Source organism: Cupriavidus laharis, assembly GCF_914271435.1.
GTDB classification, from domain to species: Bacteria; Pseudomonadota; Gammaproteobacteria; order Burkholderiales; family Burkholderiaceae; genus Cupriavidus; species Cupriavidus laharis.
Window position 1 is genome coordinate 746,775 of record NZ_CAJZAI010000002.1, and the last position, 16,467, is coordinate 763,241.

The following is a 16,467-nucleotide window of genomic DNA, read 5'->3' on the forward strand; positions in this document are numbered from 1 at the left end:
GCCCCGGTCGTGCGCGCAGCCTCCTCGCACATCACTCCGCAATGGCTCCGCTCAGCAGATGCTCCTCTGCATAGGGAAACACGATTTCCGGATTGGGGCGGACGAGTTCCGCGTCCTTGCCGGCATAGTGCAGACGGGACAGCAAATCCTTGATGACGCCGATGCGCGCCACGCGCTTGTCATCGGCACGCACGAGATTCCAAGGCACCACATCGTTGGTACGAGCAAACATCTCGTTTCGTGCCTTGCTGTACTTCTTCCAGAGCGATACCGCCTGTTCGTCGATGGGACTGACCTTCCACTGCTTAAGCGGGTCCCGACGGCGCGACTCGATGCGCCGTCTCTGTTCCTCCTTGGTGATGTCCAGGTAGTATTTGATGAGGCTAATCCCGGAACGAACGAGCATCCCTTCGAATTCCGGGACGCTTGCCATGAACTCCTTATGTTCATCGTCGGTGCAGAAGCCCATCACGTGTTCCACGCCCGCCCGGTTGTACCAGCTGCGATTGAAGAGCGTAAACTCGCCGGAAGCCGGGAGTTCAGCGGCATAGCGCTGGAAATACCATGAGCCTCTGTCGCGGTCGGACGGCTTGCCCAATGCGACGACGCGCGTTTCACGTGGGCTGAGGTGCTCAACGATGCGTTTGATCGTGCCATCCTTGCCCGAGGCATCCCTGCCCTCGAAGATGACCAGAATCCGGTCGTTGCAGCAGATGAAGTGCTTCTGCAGCTTGACCAGCTCAATTTGCAGCAGGTGGAGATTCTGCTCGTAGTCGTCACGGGAAATGGCGCTGACCTCGGGTGTGGGAATCTTACTGCTTGCCTTCATTTTCATGGCTCCCTTTCCTCGCATCGGACGCATCGTGAGTGGCTGGGTGGGGCCTTCCGGGTGTCAGCGGGGTGACTTTTTCAGAGAGCAGGAGCTCTAGCGCCGGCCGGTCGACGACCTCCCGTTCCAGGAGGAGCTTCGCCAGCACGTCAAGCTTGTGTCGATTGGCGAGCAGTGTCTGCTTCACCCGTTGGCCCGCATCGCCCAGAATTTTGCGAACTTCGGCATCAATGATTTGCGCGGTACTCTCGCTGTATTCCTTGCGTTCCCGATGCATCAACCCGGGACCGTTAAAGAGAGGGTTCGGTACGTCTTCATAAGTGACCAGTCCGAGCTGCTCGCTCATGCCGAACTGCGTAATCATCTGGCGGGCCATGTCCGTTGCCCGCTGCAGGTCATTCTGGGCACCGGTGGAGACATCGCCAAAGACGATTTGCTCGGCCATGCGTCCGCCGAGCAGCACATCGAGCCGGTCAAGCAGTTCGCTCTGCTTCAGCAGATAGCGGTCCTCCGTCGGCGTCTGCTGGGTATAGCCGAGTGCTGCAACGCCGCGCGGAATGATGGAGACTTTCGACACGCGGTCGGCGTGCGGCCGCGATTCCGCCACGATGGCATGCCCCGCCTCGTGGTAGGCGATGGTTTCCTTCTCCTGGGGATTCATCACGCGATTCTTCTTTTCCAGGCCACCAACGATTCGGTCCAGTGCCTCGTCAAAATCCGCCATATCCACGGCATCCTTGCCTTTGCGCGCCGCAAGCAGAGCGGCCTCATTGACGAGGTTGGCAAGGTCCGCACCAGCAAATCCAGGAGTGCGGGCTGCCAGGTTTGTCAGGTCGACAGTGGGAGCGAGGACAACATTCCTGACGTGCACCTTGATGATCTGTTCGCGGCCCTTCAGATCGGGCCGGTCCAGCACGACATGGCGGTCAAAACGACCTGGCCGCAACAGGGCAGGGTCGAGAATTTCGGGCCGGTTGGTGGCGGCCATGATGATGACCCCCTTGTTGGTGTCAAAGCCATCCATCTCAACCAGGAGCTGGTTCAGGGTCTGTTCGCGCTCCTCGTTGCCTGACACGGCGCTGAGCGCGCGGGTCTTGCCCAGCGCGTCGAGTTCATCGATGAAGATGATGCAGGGCGCCTTGGTCTCGGCCTGGTTGAACAGGTCCCGCACGCGTGCCGCACCCACGCCGACAAACATCTCGACGAAGTCCGAGCCGCTCATGCTGAAGAACGGGACGCCGGCCTCGCCCGCTACAGCCTTTGCCAGCAGTGTCTTGCCCGTGCCCGGCGCCCCAAGAAGCAATACACCCTTGGGAATCTTGCCGCCCAGGCGCCGGTAGCGCTGAGGGTCCTTCAGGAAATTAACGATTTCGGCCAGCTCTTCCTTCGCCTCGTCGATGCCGGCGACGTCGGCAAGAGTGACGCCGGTTTCCTTTTGCATGTAGACCTTTGCCTTGCTCTTGCCAATTTCCATCATCCCGCTGGCGGCGCCACCCACGCGTTTGATGAGAAAACTCCAGACCGCAAAAAGAAGCATTGCAGGAACAATCCAGGACAACAGCGTGCCAATCCACTTGTTGTCGGCCTGGCCAACGAACCGGACCCTGGCAGCTTCGAGTTCCTCGACCAGATTCGGGTCATTGACCCGGAGCGTTGAAAACGGGTGGTCCCCCTTACCCTGGCGCTGCATCTCTTCGACCTGTTGCCTGGGAAGCAGATTCTCGATGCCATCAGTGTTGACCGTACCTGTGATGGCCGCCTCTCCAACGGTAATGTCCTTGAGCTTGCCTGCCTTGAGCAGGACCTTGAAGTCGCTGTAAGGCAATGTCTGGACATGGGGCGAGAACAGGACACTCTGAAGGAGGAGCATCGCCGAGACGGCAAGGAGCACATACCAGAGGGAAAACTGCTGTTGGCGGGGTTCCATGAGGGGGTTCTTGTGTCGTTGCCGGTTCGGAAGGCATGAAGATGTGCATCAAGGACAAGCGGTCAGCAGAAGGTACGGAAAAATTTGGTTGACGCCCCACCCTCACGGGCGACCAGTTGGCCGCAACGTGGGGATTGTTTTATTAGTCTCGGCTTCAGATGAATCTGGCTCTTGATGCAAATCAAGAAATGGGGCCATTGGAAGAAGGCGGTTCTGCCTGAAGATGAACGATAGAGCATCTGCATCGCCACTACCGTCATCAGGAAGTGCGGCTACAGCCGCGGTCATGGGCTTGGGGCAAGCCGAGCGTGTGCTGCGTGGAAATCGTTGCAGATCGACCAGCCGACAATCTCCCGATTGAACAGGCCCAGGACGACGGCCAGATATAGCCCCCTCATTGGTCCAGATGTACGTGATTGATGTCCGATGTGAAAACCTGGCTCGGCGCCATCGGCGCGAAGTTTCAATCCAGCCAATCCAGGCGGACTTCACAGGAGGTCTATATGAACGCGTCCCTGCCCGCCGCCCAGTTGGATGTTGCATTTGCCATCAATCGGTCTGTTGCACATTGGCAAAGCAGCCGGTCCCGATCGTGCGCAGCGCATCGCCGTCGCGTACGACGAAGAGTGCGTCGAGGCGACGGCGCTGAGCATAATCTCGCCCCGCCTGCGCGCCGAGCACCAGCAAGGCCGTCGCGTAGGCGTCCGCGTCCGCGCATGTCGGTGCAATGACTGTCACCGACGCAACGGCACTGCACAGTGGCGCGCCGGTTCGGGGATCCATTGTGTGCGAGACACGCGCACCGTCGATGTCAGCCCAATGGCGGTAGTCGCCGGACGTCGCGATGGCGGCGTTGCTCAGTTCGATCACGGCCATTGCGGCGTGCCGCTCGTCATCCGGGGCCTCAAGCGCAATCGCCCACTGCGACCCATCCGGCTTGCTTCCGCACGCGCGCATTTCGCCGTCGATGCCGACAAGCCATGAGCCGATCCCGTGCTCGCTCAACACGCGCGCAAGCTCGTCGACGCCGAATCCTTTTGCCATGCCGCACAGATCCAGCGCAACGGGTCCCCGCCTGCGCACCCGGCACCGTTGCACGTCCACGTCGATCAGTTCGCTCGCAGACGGGCATGGGCTCGCCTGCGACGTGTCCACCGCGCCCGGACGATGTGCACGCTGCTCGCCCGTTGGCCCGAAACCCCACATACCGACAAGGTCGCCGACGCCGATGTTGAAGGCGTTGTGCGTATCGCTGCCAATCTCCAGCGCACGTGCGAGCAAAGCCGCGAGATTCCTGGACACCGGCACCCAGCAGCCCAGCTCGGCACGATTCAGCCGCGACAGGTCGGAGTTTTCCTTCCAGTTCGACATCTGCTCGTCAACCGCGCCAACCGCTGCGGCAAGCCGCGCCGCCAGTTCTTTTTCATCCGTCGTCGGCGACGCATGGAAGGCCGCCGTGTAGCGTGTTCCCATCGTCGCTCCGCTCACGCGCCAAAGCTTGAGTTGCGTATCTGGCAACGCCTCAATAGACATCTTCGACATAGCGTCCCTGCGCTCTCAGTTGTGCGACGGACAAGCCGGTATCCGTCAGAATGCGTTCCCACGCCTGCGCGACACCCTCCGCCATCCTGCGGCCGCCGCACACCATGATTTGCGCGCCGTGCGTCACCAGGGTGCGCAGGCTCTGTGCATCGGCGACAAGGCGCTCCTGTACATAACTCCGGCTTCCGGAACGAGAGAAGGCCGTCGTGAGTGCCTGCAGCCGCCGGTCGGCTACCAGGTGCCTGAGTTCGTCGCGGTACAAGAAACCATCGTCAGCATTGCGCGCACCGAAATACAGGTGCATCGGACGGCGGGCCGCGTTGTGCCGGATGAAACCGATCAGCGGACCAATCCCGGTACCCGCCCCGATCAGGATCACGGGCGTGCTTCCGGCACTTGGCCGAAAGCACGCATGCGGCCGCATGAATGCCTCAATCGTTTCGCCTGGCTGCAGGCCTGTGAGATACCCGGAGCACACGCCGTTCGGATGACGCCGCACGCAGACCTCGGCCAGGCCGTCCGCCGTCGCGCTCGCGAGCGAGTAGTACCGGGGCGAGGTAGCGCCCGGTGGCACGACGCCGAGCAGATCCCCCGTCTCGAACCGGGGCAGCCGCGGCCGTAGCAGGGTGGCCCAGGATCTTGCCCCCTCGGCAGGCATGAAGCGCAACACCGAAGTCATGTCCTCCGGATCCGCACCATAGTCGTCACGTGAGACGAGCTTGAGCGGTATCGTGGGCGGCAGCAATGGCGTGTAGCGGATATCGAGCGACACGCCGAGCCTTTCGGCGAGCCCCGTGCACCACTGCCGGAATTCGGGTTCAGACTGCCGGTCAACCGTGCCCGGATCGGTCAGTGCTTCCAGCCCCCTGGCGGTCAGTGCGTCGTGAACCGTTCGCGCATAGCCGCAAAAATGAGGAAACTGGCGGTCGCCGAAGCCCAAGACCCCGAACGCTACCCCGCCGGGGATCGTCAGGCGCTCGAGCTTCGGCAGGAATCGCACAGCGCTCTCCGGTGCATCGCCGTCACCATAGGTCGCAGTCAGGACCAGCAGATACCGCAGGCTGCGGTAGCCGGCTGCAAAATCGTTCATCGGCGCTACATGCACGCGAAGGCCAGCCCGGGTCAGCGCTGCATGCAGCGCCGAAGCAAAGCCCCACGTGCTATTGCCCTCGGTGCCCACCAGCAACACGGTATCCGCGTCGCGTGCCGGCACGTTGCCAGCGAGCTTCGGCATGGCCCGTCGACGACGCAGCCACAGCAGCAGGCCGGTTGCGGCCAGCAACGGCACCGACGCCGACGATGCGCCGAGGATCAGCCCGAGCCACCATAGCCCTTCGCCCGTGTGCAGCATGCGGACAACCCCATGCGCACGTTGCCAGGCGTCGGCCGGCTGAAAGGCAAGCCATCCGCCTGACGATGGATCGACATAACCGATGCCATCCGTCGTATTCACCTCGATGAGGCTGGTTGGGTCGGCCGCGTTGGCAAACGTCAGCTGGCGCAGGCTGGAGACATCTATTGCCAGTGCGGGCATCTGCCGCAACGGCATCGGCGGTGTGGTGATTGCCGGAACGCTGAGGGCGGGCTCCTGCGCGCCGCCTTCGGGAATCACGCCGAACGTCGTCAACGACATGAAGACCCCGGTCATCGCCGATAGCGTGAGGCCGGCAAGCGCGGCGCGTGCAGTTTCGTTGTGCAGCCGCTGCAACCCGTCACCCCGGACCGGGGCCAGGATATGCTTCCAGCCGCCCATCCGGCGTGCGAGCAATACAAGCCCGGTCAACGCGGCGAACAGCATGAAGGCCGCCGTCGCACCGGTTGCGATCCGGCCAGCATCACCGAGAAAGAGCTTGCGGTGCAGGTTCTTCAGCCACCGCTCGACTGGCGAGGGGCGATAGTCGCCGACGGCCTTGCCGGTAGCGGGATCAATGATCGATGCACGCTGTTCGCCGTTGGCCTGGTAGTACGCGATGATCGCCCCTGACGGCCGGCGTATGAGTGTTTCGACGTCGGGCACCGAGGTGCTCACGCGGCTGGCGAGCGTCGCAACGCTCAGCGGATCCTGGCCTGGACGGACGGCACTTGCGCGCTCAAGTGCCGGATTCACCGATAGCACCGCGCCTGTCAGGGCGACGATCGTCATCAGCAATGCGGCGACGAGACCGGGGATGGAATGGAGCTTGCGTAACATCGGGCACCTCCTGGCCTGCCCCTGGTTACAGTGAATAGCGGAACGACTTCACATAGCCGCTCCCCTTGACCGTCTTGTTCGCGCCCGAAGTAGTCAGCGGCACGACGACCTCGGACGGGTATTCCTTCATGTCCTCGACCGCCGTGTCGATGTGGACCTCATATCCGGCGTCGATCAGCGCGTCGGACAGATCCAGCGTCGCACGCAGCGTCTTGCCTGCGCCGACGCTGGCGCCGGTAATGCCGTCTACCTTTGCGGTGCCGCCCGTGGCGCGATACCAGTCGCGCAGGTGCCGGTAGTACTTGGCTTTGCGCCCTGCCACCCACAGCGTGCCCTGGTACCGTCCGGCGCGATCGGTGACATACATGGCAACGTAAGCGCCATCTCCCCCGTAGTTCGACAGTTGCGTTTCGAACGAGACCTGACGCGCGGATGCCAGCGAAGGCGCGGCAAGCGCGCCGGCAAGCACGGCGATCGGGAATGCATGTTTCATCTGGATTCTCCTGATTTGGGCAAAAGGGGGGCATCGCACCCATCGCATTGGCCTGCCGCTGCTTCAGCAGGACCAACGCCGATGAGGTACGCGGTGCGTCGGCAATAAGGGGTCAGCGGATCTGGACCTGGGGCTTCGTGCCTGGCTTCAGCAAGCCTTCGGGGGGTGCGTCAGCCGGTGGCTTGCCAGCATTCGCGTCCGGCAGGCGTCCGCGTGCTCCGCCGTGGTCGTCGTCTTCACGCTTCATGCGGACGATTCCAAGGGTGACTGGATCAAGTTTTGCCTTGAAACGCCGGCCATCGGCATCATGCCCCTTGACCTCATAGCAACCGTCGTCGATCCTGAGCCTGTCGATCTGCCAGCCCTTTTGCTGCGCCATCGCCCGGACAGCGTCACGCGGCTTCCAGGCGTTCACCGGCGCCTCGCAATCGTCGCTGTCGTGCGCCTGTGCGGGATGCTGGATGCCGACAGCACTGACAAGTGCAAACATCGTGAGCACCAGGCTTCTGGCTATTCCCAGGTGTTTCATGACTAACATCTCCCGTTCGCATCCCTGGACTCCACAATGCACCGGAAACCTGAAGCCAAGCTTGCGGACACAAAAAATTTTCTTCATGTTCGCGACAGGTTCGCGTGGCAAAGTCACGCGAGACACCTATCAGGAAGATCTTAATGAGAGTTCTTCTCATCGAGGATGAGCCCTGGCTCGGGGAGGCCGTTCGCGACCAGATCGAGAAAGACGGACATCCGACTGACTTCGTGGCCAGCCTCTCCGAGGCGCGCCGGCACCTTGCGGCCGCTAACTACGACCTGATCCTGCTCGATCTGCTGCTCCCCGACGGTCGGGGGCTCGACTTCCTGCGAGAGCTTCGCGCGGGTGGTTCGACCGTGCCCGTCATCATCCTGACAGCGCTCGATCAGGTTTCGAACCGCATCGCCGGCCTGAACGCCGGCGCGGATGATTATCTCGTCAAGCCATTCGACCTGTCAGAGCTTTCCGCACGGGTGAGCGCGGTGTCGCGCCGGTATTCGGGCAATCCGAATCCCCTGGTCAAGCTCGGCGAACTGCGTATCGATACGGCGGGGCGCAGCGTGATGCGCGGTGCCGCACGCATCGACCTGACGGCCAGTGAATGGGCACTTCTCGAAGCGCTGATCCAGCATCCGGGGATGATCGTATCAAGGAGCCGGCTGGAGGATCGCCTTTATTCCTTCAACGAGGAAATTGGCAGCAACACCATCGAGGTACATATGAGCCGGCTGCGCAAGAAGCTGGGTGCCGATGTCATCGAGACCTTGCGTGGGCTCGGCTATCGGCTGAAGCAGGACTGACCATGCTGCGCAGCCTGCAAGGTCGACTCGCGGCAGCGCTGGTTGCAGGGCTCGCTGTGCTGTCGCTCGCGGCCGCGGCCGCTTCATTTTACGTGCTGCGCCACGAAGTCGATCGGATGTCGGATAGTGCGTTGCAGGAAACGGCACAGCGCCTGTTGCCGCTCGCCATCATGGATATCGTCGGGCGCGATGCGGATGGCGATGACGATGGCAGCCGCCGTATCGCAGCCGTTCGCCCGCACGACGAATTGCTGACCTACGCGGTTCGCGATGACAGGGGCAGCCTGCTGCTGCGGTCGCACGACGCCGATATGGCCATCTTCCCGCCCGACCTGAAAGCGGGCTTTACATCTACGGCGTCGCACCGGATTTACGCCGAGCCGGGCTTGCAGGGCACCATCTCCCTGATGATCGCGGAGCCGCTCGCCACGCGCCGGCATGCGGTGATTGAAGCCGCGCTCGCAGTCGCCAGGATCCTCATCCTGTTTCTGCCGGTGGGCCTGTGTGGCATCTGGCTGATTGTCCGCACCGGGCTACGGCCAATCCGGCGCTTCTGCGGCAGCATCGCTGCACGTGGGCAGAACGACCTGACACCGCTCGAAAAGAAGGAACTGCCGACGGAGGTCGCTCCGATCGCCGACGCGGTCAATGACCTGATGGCTCGCCTGGACCGCGCGCTGGCCGCGGAGCGCAGCTTCACTGCCAATAGCGCGCACGAGTTGCGCACACCGATTGCCGCGGCGCTCGCGCAGACGCAGCGCCTCATGGCCGAAATGCCTTCCGCCGCCATGCGGGAACGCGTGCAGAATGTCGAGAGGGCCCTGCACACCCTGTCGCGGGTCAGCGAAAGGCTCATGCAACTCGCAAAGGCCGAAAATGGACGCGTGCTCGGAGATGCGCCGCAGGATCTGCGCCCGGTACTGGAGCTTATTGTCGAGGATTTTCGGCGCGTTGCCTCTGCGAAGCCGATCCAGCTCGACCTCCCCGACCAGCCCGTGCCGTCGTGGATCGATCCGGACGCATTCGCCATAGTCGTGCGCAATCTGGTCGAAAATGCGTTCAAGCACGGTGCGCCCGGGAAACCGGTGGGAATTGTGCTGTCAGTCACCGGTACGCTCAGTGTGAGGAATCACGGACCGGTGCTGCCGGACGATGAACTCGAGCGCCTGACGAAGCCGTTCGAGCGTGGCGCGACCACAGCCAAAGGCAGCGGGCTTGGCCTGGCGATCGTCGAAGCGATTGTCCGCGGCGCAGGTTCGGTCCTTACGCTGCGCTCACCGGTTCCGGGCTGGCAGGACGGCCTGCAGGTGACCATCGAAGGCTTGCCGCTTGCGTCCGCGAGGCCGATGCGCGAGAAAACCGGTCCGGCGTAATCAGTTGGGATGGCGTGGCGCGGGACGACCCATGAAGCGCCCCCTCATCAACCCTTCCTCCACGTGCCCTTTGGGTATGCGCGGGGACGACGAATATTTGGCGTTGTCGTGAATTATGGAAACCTCAATAGAACGGGACTTTGATTTCTTGGAAGGACTTTGATGGCCAAGGCCATACGGCGAATCTTTGCACCGTCCCTCGCGAAGAAGCTTCGTGGCGACACGAAATGTCGAATGCATGGGCCCCGGTGTGATGCGCGGACAAGCCTCCCTCAGTCCCACACCGGGGCCAGGCCCTCGGGGCTGACCTCGCGGCCATTGCGTTCGAGCGCAGCAATCTTCGCCATGTCATCGGCGTCGAGCTTCAGGTCGCGCGCCAGCAGGTTGCTGGCCAGGTTCTCGCGCTTCGTCGATCGGCCAGTGGATCAGCGTCAGGTCGACATGGTCGGTGTGCGGCTTGTCCAGGCTCTCGCGCAGGCTCGGCACCAGCTTGTCGGCGGCGTAGTTCTCGGTCCAGATCTTGGTGGTGAGGAAAAGGTCATCGCGCTCTACACCGCTTTCCGCGATGGCCTGGCCGATGTCGGCCTCGTTGCCGTAGATCTGCGCGGTATCGATGGCGCGGTAGCCCACCTCCAGCGCATTGCGCACGGAATCGACAGCGGCCTGGCCGGTCAGGCGGAACGTACCGACACCAAACGAAGGAATGCTCATTGGGTAACTCCTGGTACAGAGGACAAGAGAAAACTGGGAATGAACGCAGTTTGCCGGCTTTACATTTGCAAATTAAGCCGTGTATAAGTCAAATTCATTTGATTTGAAATCAACAATGAAGACGACCATCGACGAACTGCTCGCCTTTGCGGCTGTCGTGGACACGGGCTCGATCACGGCGGCCGCCGAACAGCTCGACCTGACCGTGTCGGCCACCAGCCGCACGCTGAGCCGGCTGGAAGAGAAGCTGCAGACCACGCTGCTGCGCCGGACCACGCGGCGCCTGGAGCTGACGGAGGAAGGGGCGGCATTCCTGGCCCATGCGCGCGCCATTCTCGCCATGGTCGATGAAGCGGAAGAGCAGATGGCGGCACGGCGTATGCGCCCGGTGGGGCGCTTGCGCGTCGATGCGGCGACGCCGTTCATGCTCCATGTGCTCGTGCCGCTGGTGGAAGGCTTCCGCGCGCGCTACCCGGAGGTGGAACTGGAACTGCACTCGACCGAGGGCATCATTGACCTGATCGAAAAGCGGACCGATGTGGCGTTCCGCATCGGCTCGCTCAAGGATTCGACGCTGCACGCGCGGCCGATCGGCACCAGCCGCGTGCGCGTGCTGGCCAGCCCCGAATACCTGAAGCGCCATGGCACCCCTGCCAAGCCGGCCCAGCTCGCGCAGCATGTGCTGCTGGGCTTCAGCCAGCCCGACACGCTGAACGACTGGCCGCTGCGCAACGACGACGGCAGCACGGTGCACATCAAGCCGGCCATTGCGTCATCGAGCGGCGAAACACTCAGAAGCCTGGCGCTGGCTGGCCTCGGCATCGTCTGCCTGTCGGATTTCATGACGCGGGAGGACCGCCACAGCAGCAGGCTCGTGCCGCTGTTCGGCAGGCAGACGCTCGATGTGCGGCAGCCGATCAACGCTGTCTACTACCGCAACACGGCGCTGGCGTCGCGCATCACATGCTTTGTCGACCATGTGGCCGGTGTGCTCGGCAAGCGGCCGTTCGATGAATAGGGCGCCGGGGTTCTTCGTTTGTTTCCGGCGAGAGAACCAAAAAAAGAAGCTCAGGGCGCCGGCCGCGATTCCACTGACTCCACGCGCAGGCCCGGCATCCACGTGTCCTTGGCGCGCGCGCGGACGACAATGCCATGTACCGTTGCCACACGGTTGAACTGCTCGCGCGCCGCGGTAGTGGTCATGCCTGACAGCTCCCAGGCTACCCCGTCGTCCTGCTGCAGCACGATCACGGGAAACATGGCATTGCCCTTGACCCGGATCTTGCCTTCCAGCGTGATCCGGGCGCCGACGGACGGCGCAGAGCAGGCGGACGTGGCCATTGCGGCAACGATGGCGGCGGCGGTAAGTCGTCTGAACATAAGGTAAGCAGTGCTGCGAGGGCACCAGGCGGCATGTGCCGACCGATGCCCGATCGCACGATCAGTAGGCAACGACTGTCAGGGTCATGCCGGCCGGCAGCTTGACGGTCTCGTTGAAGGTACCGCGAACAGCTTGCCGCGACGCCGCAGGCATTCTGCGCTCGCCTGCATCACGGCAACTCCGGCCTTGTCATTTCCGGTAATTCGAATCAGGAAAATCCCAGGCTTCCGTCTAATGCCGTTCAGTTAACCACTGTCGTTCCCGCGCAGGCGGGAACCCAGTGACTTCAGAAGACGCTGGATTCCCGCCTGCGCGGGAATGACAGTGGCGCTTGAGACCTTAACTGAACGGCATTACAGGCTTCCGTCCGTTTTTTTTAATCCGCGCCATTCTGCGAGCTAAGCCGGGGTAGCTCAACGGGACAGTGATAGGACAAATGAAATGACTGTGGCGCGAATGCATAAATTCAGCCCCGCGCGAGAAGAGCTTTTGTCAGGGCTTGTATCGCGCCGTTGGCGTGATACAGACGCGTACAAGAAACCCAACGAGAGCCGGATGCCGCCGCCCCTGCTCCGCCCTTGACATCAAGTTCTCAATTTACAATACTATCTAAACTTTCATTCTTATTTTGAGAACGATACGGCAAACGTGTCGTGAGGCCGCGTGGAACTCGCAGAACTGGAAATCTTTCGGGCCGTCGCGCGCGAACAAAGCATCACCCGGGCGGCCAGGGCGCTTGAGCGCGTGCAGTCCAACGTCACCACCCGCGTCAAGCAGCTGGAGGAGAGCCTTGGTGTCGCCCTGTTCCAGCGCGACAGCAAGAAGATGACCCTGACGCCCGAAGGGCACCGGCTGCTTGGCTACGCGGAGCAGATGCTGGCCCTGGCGGAAGAGGCACGCCAATCCATGCGCCTCAGCGCGCCGAGCGGCAGGCTGCGCGTCGGTTCCATGGAGAGTTCCGCCGCGACGTTGCTGCCAAAGCCGCTTGGCAGCTTCCATGCCGCCTGGCCGGACGTGGAACTGAACGTGGCCACGGGTACCACGGGCTACCTGGTGGATGCCGTGCTGGGCCATCGCCTGGACTGCGCGGTAGTCGCCCACCCTGGCACCGGTGCACCGAGCCATCTGGACATGGCCGAGCTTGGCGAGGGGCTGGAAGGTGCCTTCCTGCGGACCGAACAGCTGGTCCTGGTCCTGCCCGGCACCCACCCGAAGGCACGCGGCCCGCAGGACGTGACGCTGCGGCATCTTGCCGCGTTCTCAAAGGGCTGCACCTATCGCCGCTGCGCCGAAGACTGGCTCGAGCAAGGCGGCGAAGACATCCGCCGCAGGCTGTCGGTGCTGGAGATGCCGTCGTATCACGCGATCCTGGCCTATGTCAGCGCAGGATCGGCCGTGGCGATAGTGCCGCGCTCGCTGCTGGCCATGTACCCGAATGCCGCCGAATTCCAGACCGTACCGGTACGCTCCGCGCACACCTTCCTGGTGAAGCGCGCCGGCTTCACGACATCGGCATACGAAGCGTTCCTGCGGGAGCTACGCCATGCCTGAGCGACACCACCGCCGGATCGCGGGACGCAATCCGGCCGCACTGCCTGCACCGCCCGGCGCCCGCCGGCCCTGAATCCATCACCCGACCTCAACAGGGAATCACCGTCATGGACACCACGACACGTTCCTCCGGCAATGGCCGCAGCCTGCTCTCGCTGCTCAATATCGCCACGCCGATCATCCAGGCGCCGATGGCCGGCGTCAGCACCCCGGCCATGGCCGCTGCCGTGTCGGAGGCGGGCGGACTCGGCTCGCTCGGTGTTGCCGCCATGGATGCGGAAGGCGCACGCAAGGCGATTCGCGAGACGCGCGCGCTGACCAGCAAGCCGTTCAACGTCAACGTCTTCTGCCATACCCCAGCGGTTGCCGATGCCGCGCGCGAGAAGGCCTGGCTCGACTATCTCGCGCCGCGGTTCGCCGAGTATGGCGCCACGCCCCCGGCAAGCCTGCGCGAGATCTACAAGAGCTTTGTGGCCGACGATGCCATGTTCCACATGCTGCTGGAGGAAAAGCCCGCGGTGGTCAGCTTCCATTTCGGGCCGCCCGCGCAGGAGAGGATCGACGCATTGCACGCGGCGGGTATCGTGCTGCTGGCCAGCGCCACGTCGTTGCAGGAGGCCCGCCAGATCGAAGCCGCGGGCATCGACGCGATCATCGCGCAGGGGATCGAGGCCGGCGGCCACCGCGGCATCTTCGATCCGGCCGGCTACGATGAAGGCCTCGGCACACTTGCGCTGGTGCGTGTCCTGGTCCGGCATACCCGCCTGCCCGTGATCGCCGCCGGCGGCATCATGGACGGCGCCGGCATTGCCGCGGTGCTCGCGCTCGGGGCACAAGCCGCGCAACTGGGCACGGCCTTTGTCGGCTGCGAGGAATCCTCGGCCGATGCCGCTTACCGCGCTGCACTCTCAGCACAGCCAACGCGGCCGACTACGCTGACGCGCGCGATCTCCGGCCGTGCGGCACGCGGCTTCACGAACCGCCTTACGGAACTCGGCGTGGCCCCCGACGCTCCCGCCATCCCCGACTATCCGATCACGTATGACGCCGGCAAGGCCCTGCACGCCGCGGCCAAGGCGAAGGGCAACAGCGACTATGCCGCGCAGTGGGCGGGCCAGGCAGCACCGCTGGCCCGGCTGCTCCCTGCTGCGGAACTGGTCAGCCAGCTGAAGGCGGAATTGAAGGAAGCAATTGCCAGGCTGAATGCCATGCAAAGCGGATTGGTATAGCCAAGCGCTGCCGGGCCATCGAGGAGCCGCTCGCGCGGCATCTTTCGTGGTGCTGCCACGCCTCGGTACGCCTTCACACGGCGTTGGCCCGGTCCGGCTCCGACCGTTGGTCTAGCACGATCTGCATGAATGCCAGATCGAGCCATTTGCCAAATTTCGTTCCGACCTCCGGCATCAAGCCCACCTGCCTGAAGCCAAGCTTCTCGTGCAAGCGGATGGAGCTGGCGTTCTGCGCCTCGATGGCGGCCACCATGACGTGCTTTCCCAGGCCGCGCGCGCGCTCGATCAGCGCGGTCATAAGCGCTTCGGCAATGCCCTTTCGCCGCTGGTCCGAGCGGACATACACGGAATGCTCCACAGTGTGCCGGTAGCCGTCGAAGGCGCGCCAGTCACCGAAGGAGGCGTAGCCCACCACGCCGGCATCGTCGTCGACGGCAACCAGCACGGGATAGCCTGACTTCTGGCGCGCGGCGAGCCATTCCATGCGATTCGCCGCATCGACAGGTGTCTCGTTCCATATCGCCGTCGTGTTGGCGACGGCATCGTTGTAGATGACAGTGACCGCCGGCATGTCGTCAGGGCCCGCGTCGCGAATCTTCATTGCGCCTCTCCGAAGCTGTTTCTCATATGATAGCCTATCGTCTACTATAGTGGATATCAAAGACGAACCTTGTGCGTGCCGGCTGTCGGCCGCCATTTCCTTATGCGTGTGAACCAACCGCCACCAGACCCCACCTTCGCGATTTCCACGCGCGTGCGCATCGAGCGCGAATCGCGCGAATGGTCGCTGTCGGAACTGGCGGAACGCTCCGGCGTTTCGAAGGCAATGATCAGCAAGATCGAGCGAGGCGAGGCGAGTCCCACGGCGACTGTCCTGGGGAAACTGTCCGGGGCATTCGGCCTGCCGCTGTCGATGCTGCTAGCGCTGGCCGAGCAGGCCGGCGAGCGCCTGAGCCGCTCGGCGGACCAGCCGGTCTGGACGGACCCCGAGACCGGCTATACCCGGCGCGCAGTGTCGCCGCGCAGCGGCAGCATGCTCGAGCTTGTGGACGTCACGCTGCCGCCGAACGCGCGCGTCTCGTACCCGTCATCCGCATTCACGTTCATGCACCAGCAGATCTGGGTGCGAAGCGGATCGCTGGTGTTTGAAGAGGGCGAGATGACGCACGAACTGGAGGCGGGCGACTGCCTGCAGCTTGGTCCGCCGGCGCCATGTACCTTCTTCAATCCGGGGAACCGGCCCTGCAGTTATGTCGTGGCGCTGGTCCGTCGCTAGTTCACTACGTCAGTCGAAAAGCACCCTCGATCAACCAGATCAGTTCAGCTGGCGCGCCATGTAGTGGGTACGGGCGCCGAAACTAAGCAGAAAGCTCAACGACAACTGCGTCTCTCGTACAAGGCTGTCAACCGGAGTCAACGTGAAGCCGTGTCGAGCAAAGAAGCCGGGATGCTCGTTCGTCAGCACCGTGGCGCTCACGCAGCCGCTGGCGCGTGCTCTCATCAGCAGAGCGCTGACGATATAGGTGGCCAACCGACGTCCGCGAAATTCCGACAGCACGGCAACCGTATGGATGGCGAACGTACTGCCGTACTGTTCCCCATAGGCACAGCCGACCATCTGTCCGCCAAGCTCTGCCACATGGTAGAACCGACTCACGTCGCTTGCACCGGCAAGCGTCAGGCCGCAAGCCGCCAGTACCTGTGCGATGGCTTGCCTGTCGTCCTCTGAAGCAGCACGGAGTCGAACGTCTCTTATCATCTTGAATGCAGCGTTATGGACCCTCGCTTCCTCAATACTAAACACAGCGTCTTAAATAATGCAGCATAGTCTTCGAAGTACCTCGTTTGGTCTCTTCCAGTGCCGGAAGCAGCCGTCGACCGCCGAGAGGACTTCGCCAAGTGTGGCAA

15 protein-coding genes and 2 pseudogenes are annotated in these 16,467 nt (G+C 63.0%); 6 read left to right on the plus strand and 11 right to left on the minus strand.

Translation table 11 applies throughout. The annotated features are described in order from the left end of the window. Positions 1-31 precede the first annotated feature (31 nt). The 7 genes and pseudogenes from ppk2 to LDO29_RS07270 form a co-directional block, all read right to left on the minus strand. Positions 32-829 carry a polyphosphate kinase 2 gene (ppk2, locus tag LDO29_RS07245; protein WP_224079132.1) on the minus strand — a complete coding sequence of 266 codons (798 nt, stop codon included), beginning with the start codon at positions 827-829 and terminating at the stop codon, positions 32-34. Continuing rightward, positions 813-2,756, minus strand: coding sequence for an ATP-dependent zinc metalloprotease FtsH (gene ftsH / locus LDO29_RS07250; protein WP_224079088.1), 1,944 nt, complete (start codon positions 2,754-2,756; stop codon positions 813-815). Before ftsH ends, ppk2 begins: the two co-directional genes overlap by 17 nt. Before the next feature lie 332 nt (positions 2,757-3,088). Then, positions 3,089-3,216: pseudogene (locus LDO29_RS28315) on the minus strand (IS3 family transposase); the annotation flags it as partial. Positions 3,217-3,305: 89 nt separating this feature from the next. Further along, a complete protein-coding gene (locus LDO29_RS07255) occupies positions 3,306-4,298 on the minus strand; it encodes an FAD:protein FMN transferase (protein ID WP_224079089.1) in 993 nt (330 codons plus the stop codon). Continuing rightward, positions 4,279-6,489: a PepSY domain-containing protein gene (locus tag LDO29_RS07260; protein WP_224079090.1), complete on the minus strand. Its 2,211-nt coding sequence runs from the start codon at positions 6,487-6,489 to the stop codon at positions 4,279-4,281. Before LDO29_RS07260 ends, LDO29_RS07255 begins: the two co-directional genes overlap by 20 nt. Positions 6,490-6,514: 25 nt before the next feature. Beyond that, complete coding sequence (locus LDO29_RS07265) at positions 6,515-6,982, minus strand: DUF2271 domain-containing protein (RefSeq protein ID WP_224079091.1); 468 nt, start codon at positions 6,980-6,982, stop codon at positions 6,515-6,517. Between the two features lie 112 nt (positions 6,983-7,094). Continuing rightward, positions 7,095-7,520: a PepSY domain-containing protein gene (locus LDO29_RS07270; protein WP_396022636.1), complete on the minus strand. Its 426-nt coding sequence runs from the start codon at positions 7,518-7,520 to the stop codon at positions 7,095-7,097. Between the two features lie 134 nt (positions 7,521-7,654). Here LDO29_RS07270 and LDO29_RS07275 point away from each other — a divergent pair, with 134 nt between their 5' ends. Beyond that, on the plus strand, positions 7,655-8,314 hold the full coding sequence (locus LDO29_RS07275; RefSeq protein ID WP_224079093.1) for a response regulator: 660 nt from the start codon (positions 7,655-7,657) through the stop codon (positions 8,312-8,314). 2 nt (positions 8,315-8,316) lie between these two features. Beyond that, positions 8,317-9,687 carry a sensor histidine kinase gene (locus LDO29_RS07280; RefSeq protein ID WP_224079094.1) on the plus strand — a complete coding sequence of 457 codons (1,371 nt, stop codon included), beginning with the start codon at positions 8,317-8,319 and terminating at the stop codon, positions 9,685-9,687. Between the two features lie 272 nt (positions 9,688-9,959). Here LDO29_RS07280 and LDO29_RS07285 read toward each other — a convergent pair. Then, positions 9,960-10,398, minus strand: a pseudogene (locus LDO29_RS07285) (aldo/keto reductase). 115 nt (positions 10,399-10,513) lie between these two features. On the opposite strand from LDO29_RS07285, the gene LDO29_RS07290 reads away from it, so the two are divergent. Further along, on the plus strand, positions 10,514-11,416 hold the full coding sequence (locus LDO29_RS07290) for a LysR family transcriptional regulator (protein WP_224079095.1): 903 nt from the start codon (positions 10,514-10,516) through the stop codon (positions 11,414-11,416). A gap of 50 nt (positions 11,417-11,466) precedes the next feature. On the opposite strand, the gene LDO29_RS07295 is transcribed toward LDO29_RS07290, so the two are convergent. Then, entirely contained in the window at positions 11,467-11,778 is a 312-nt protein-coding gene (locus LDO29_RS07295; protein WP_224079096.1) for a hypothetical protein, read from the minus strand. 664 nt (positions 11,779-12,442) lie between these two features. Between LDO29_RS07295 and LDO29_RS07300 the strand changes: the two genes are divergently transcribed. After that, complete coding sequence (locus tag LDO29_RS07300; RefSeq protein WP_224079097.1) at positions 12,443-13,330, plus strand: LysR substrate-binding domain-containing protein; 888 nt, start codon at positions 12,443-12,445, stop codon at positions 13,328-13,330. Between the two features lie 107 nt (positions 13,331-13,437). Continuing rightward, on the plus strand, positions 13,438-14,559 hold the full coding sequence (locus LDO29_RS07305; RefSeq protein WP_224079098.1) for an NAD(P)H-dependent flavin oxidoreductase: 1,122 nt from the start codon (positions 13,438-13,440) through the stop codon (positions 14,557-14,559). Positions 14,560-14,632: 73 nt separating this feature from the next. Here the strand turns inward: LDO29_RS07305 and LDO29_RS07310 are convergent, their stop codons facing one another. Beyond that, positions 14,633-15,160: a GNAT family N-acetyltransferase gene (locus LDO29_RS07310; protein WP_224079099.1), complete on the minus strand. Its 528-nt coding sequence runs from the start codon at positions 15,158-15,160 to the stop codon at positions 14,633-14,635. 102 nt (positions 15,161-15,262) lie between these two features. On the opposite strand from LDO29_RS07310, the gene LDO29_RS07315 reads away from it, so the two are divergent. After that, positions 15,263-15,835, plus strand: coding sequence for a helix-turn-helix domain-containing protein (locus tag LDO29_RS07315; protein ID WP_224079100.1), 573 nt, complete (start codon positions 15,263-15,265; stop codon positions 15,833-15,835). A gap of 39 nt (positions 15,836-15,874) precedes the next feature. On the opposite strand, the gene LDO29_RS07320 is transcribed toward LDO29_RS07315, so the two are convergent. Beyond that, positions 15,875-16,216, minus strand: coding sequence for a GNAT family N-acetyltransferase (locus tag LDO29_RS07320; protein ID WP_224079101.1), 342 nt, complete (start codon positions 16,214-16,216; stop codon positions 15,875-15,877). Between the last annotated feature and the right edge of the window lie 251 nt (positions 16,217-16,467).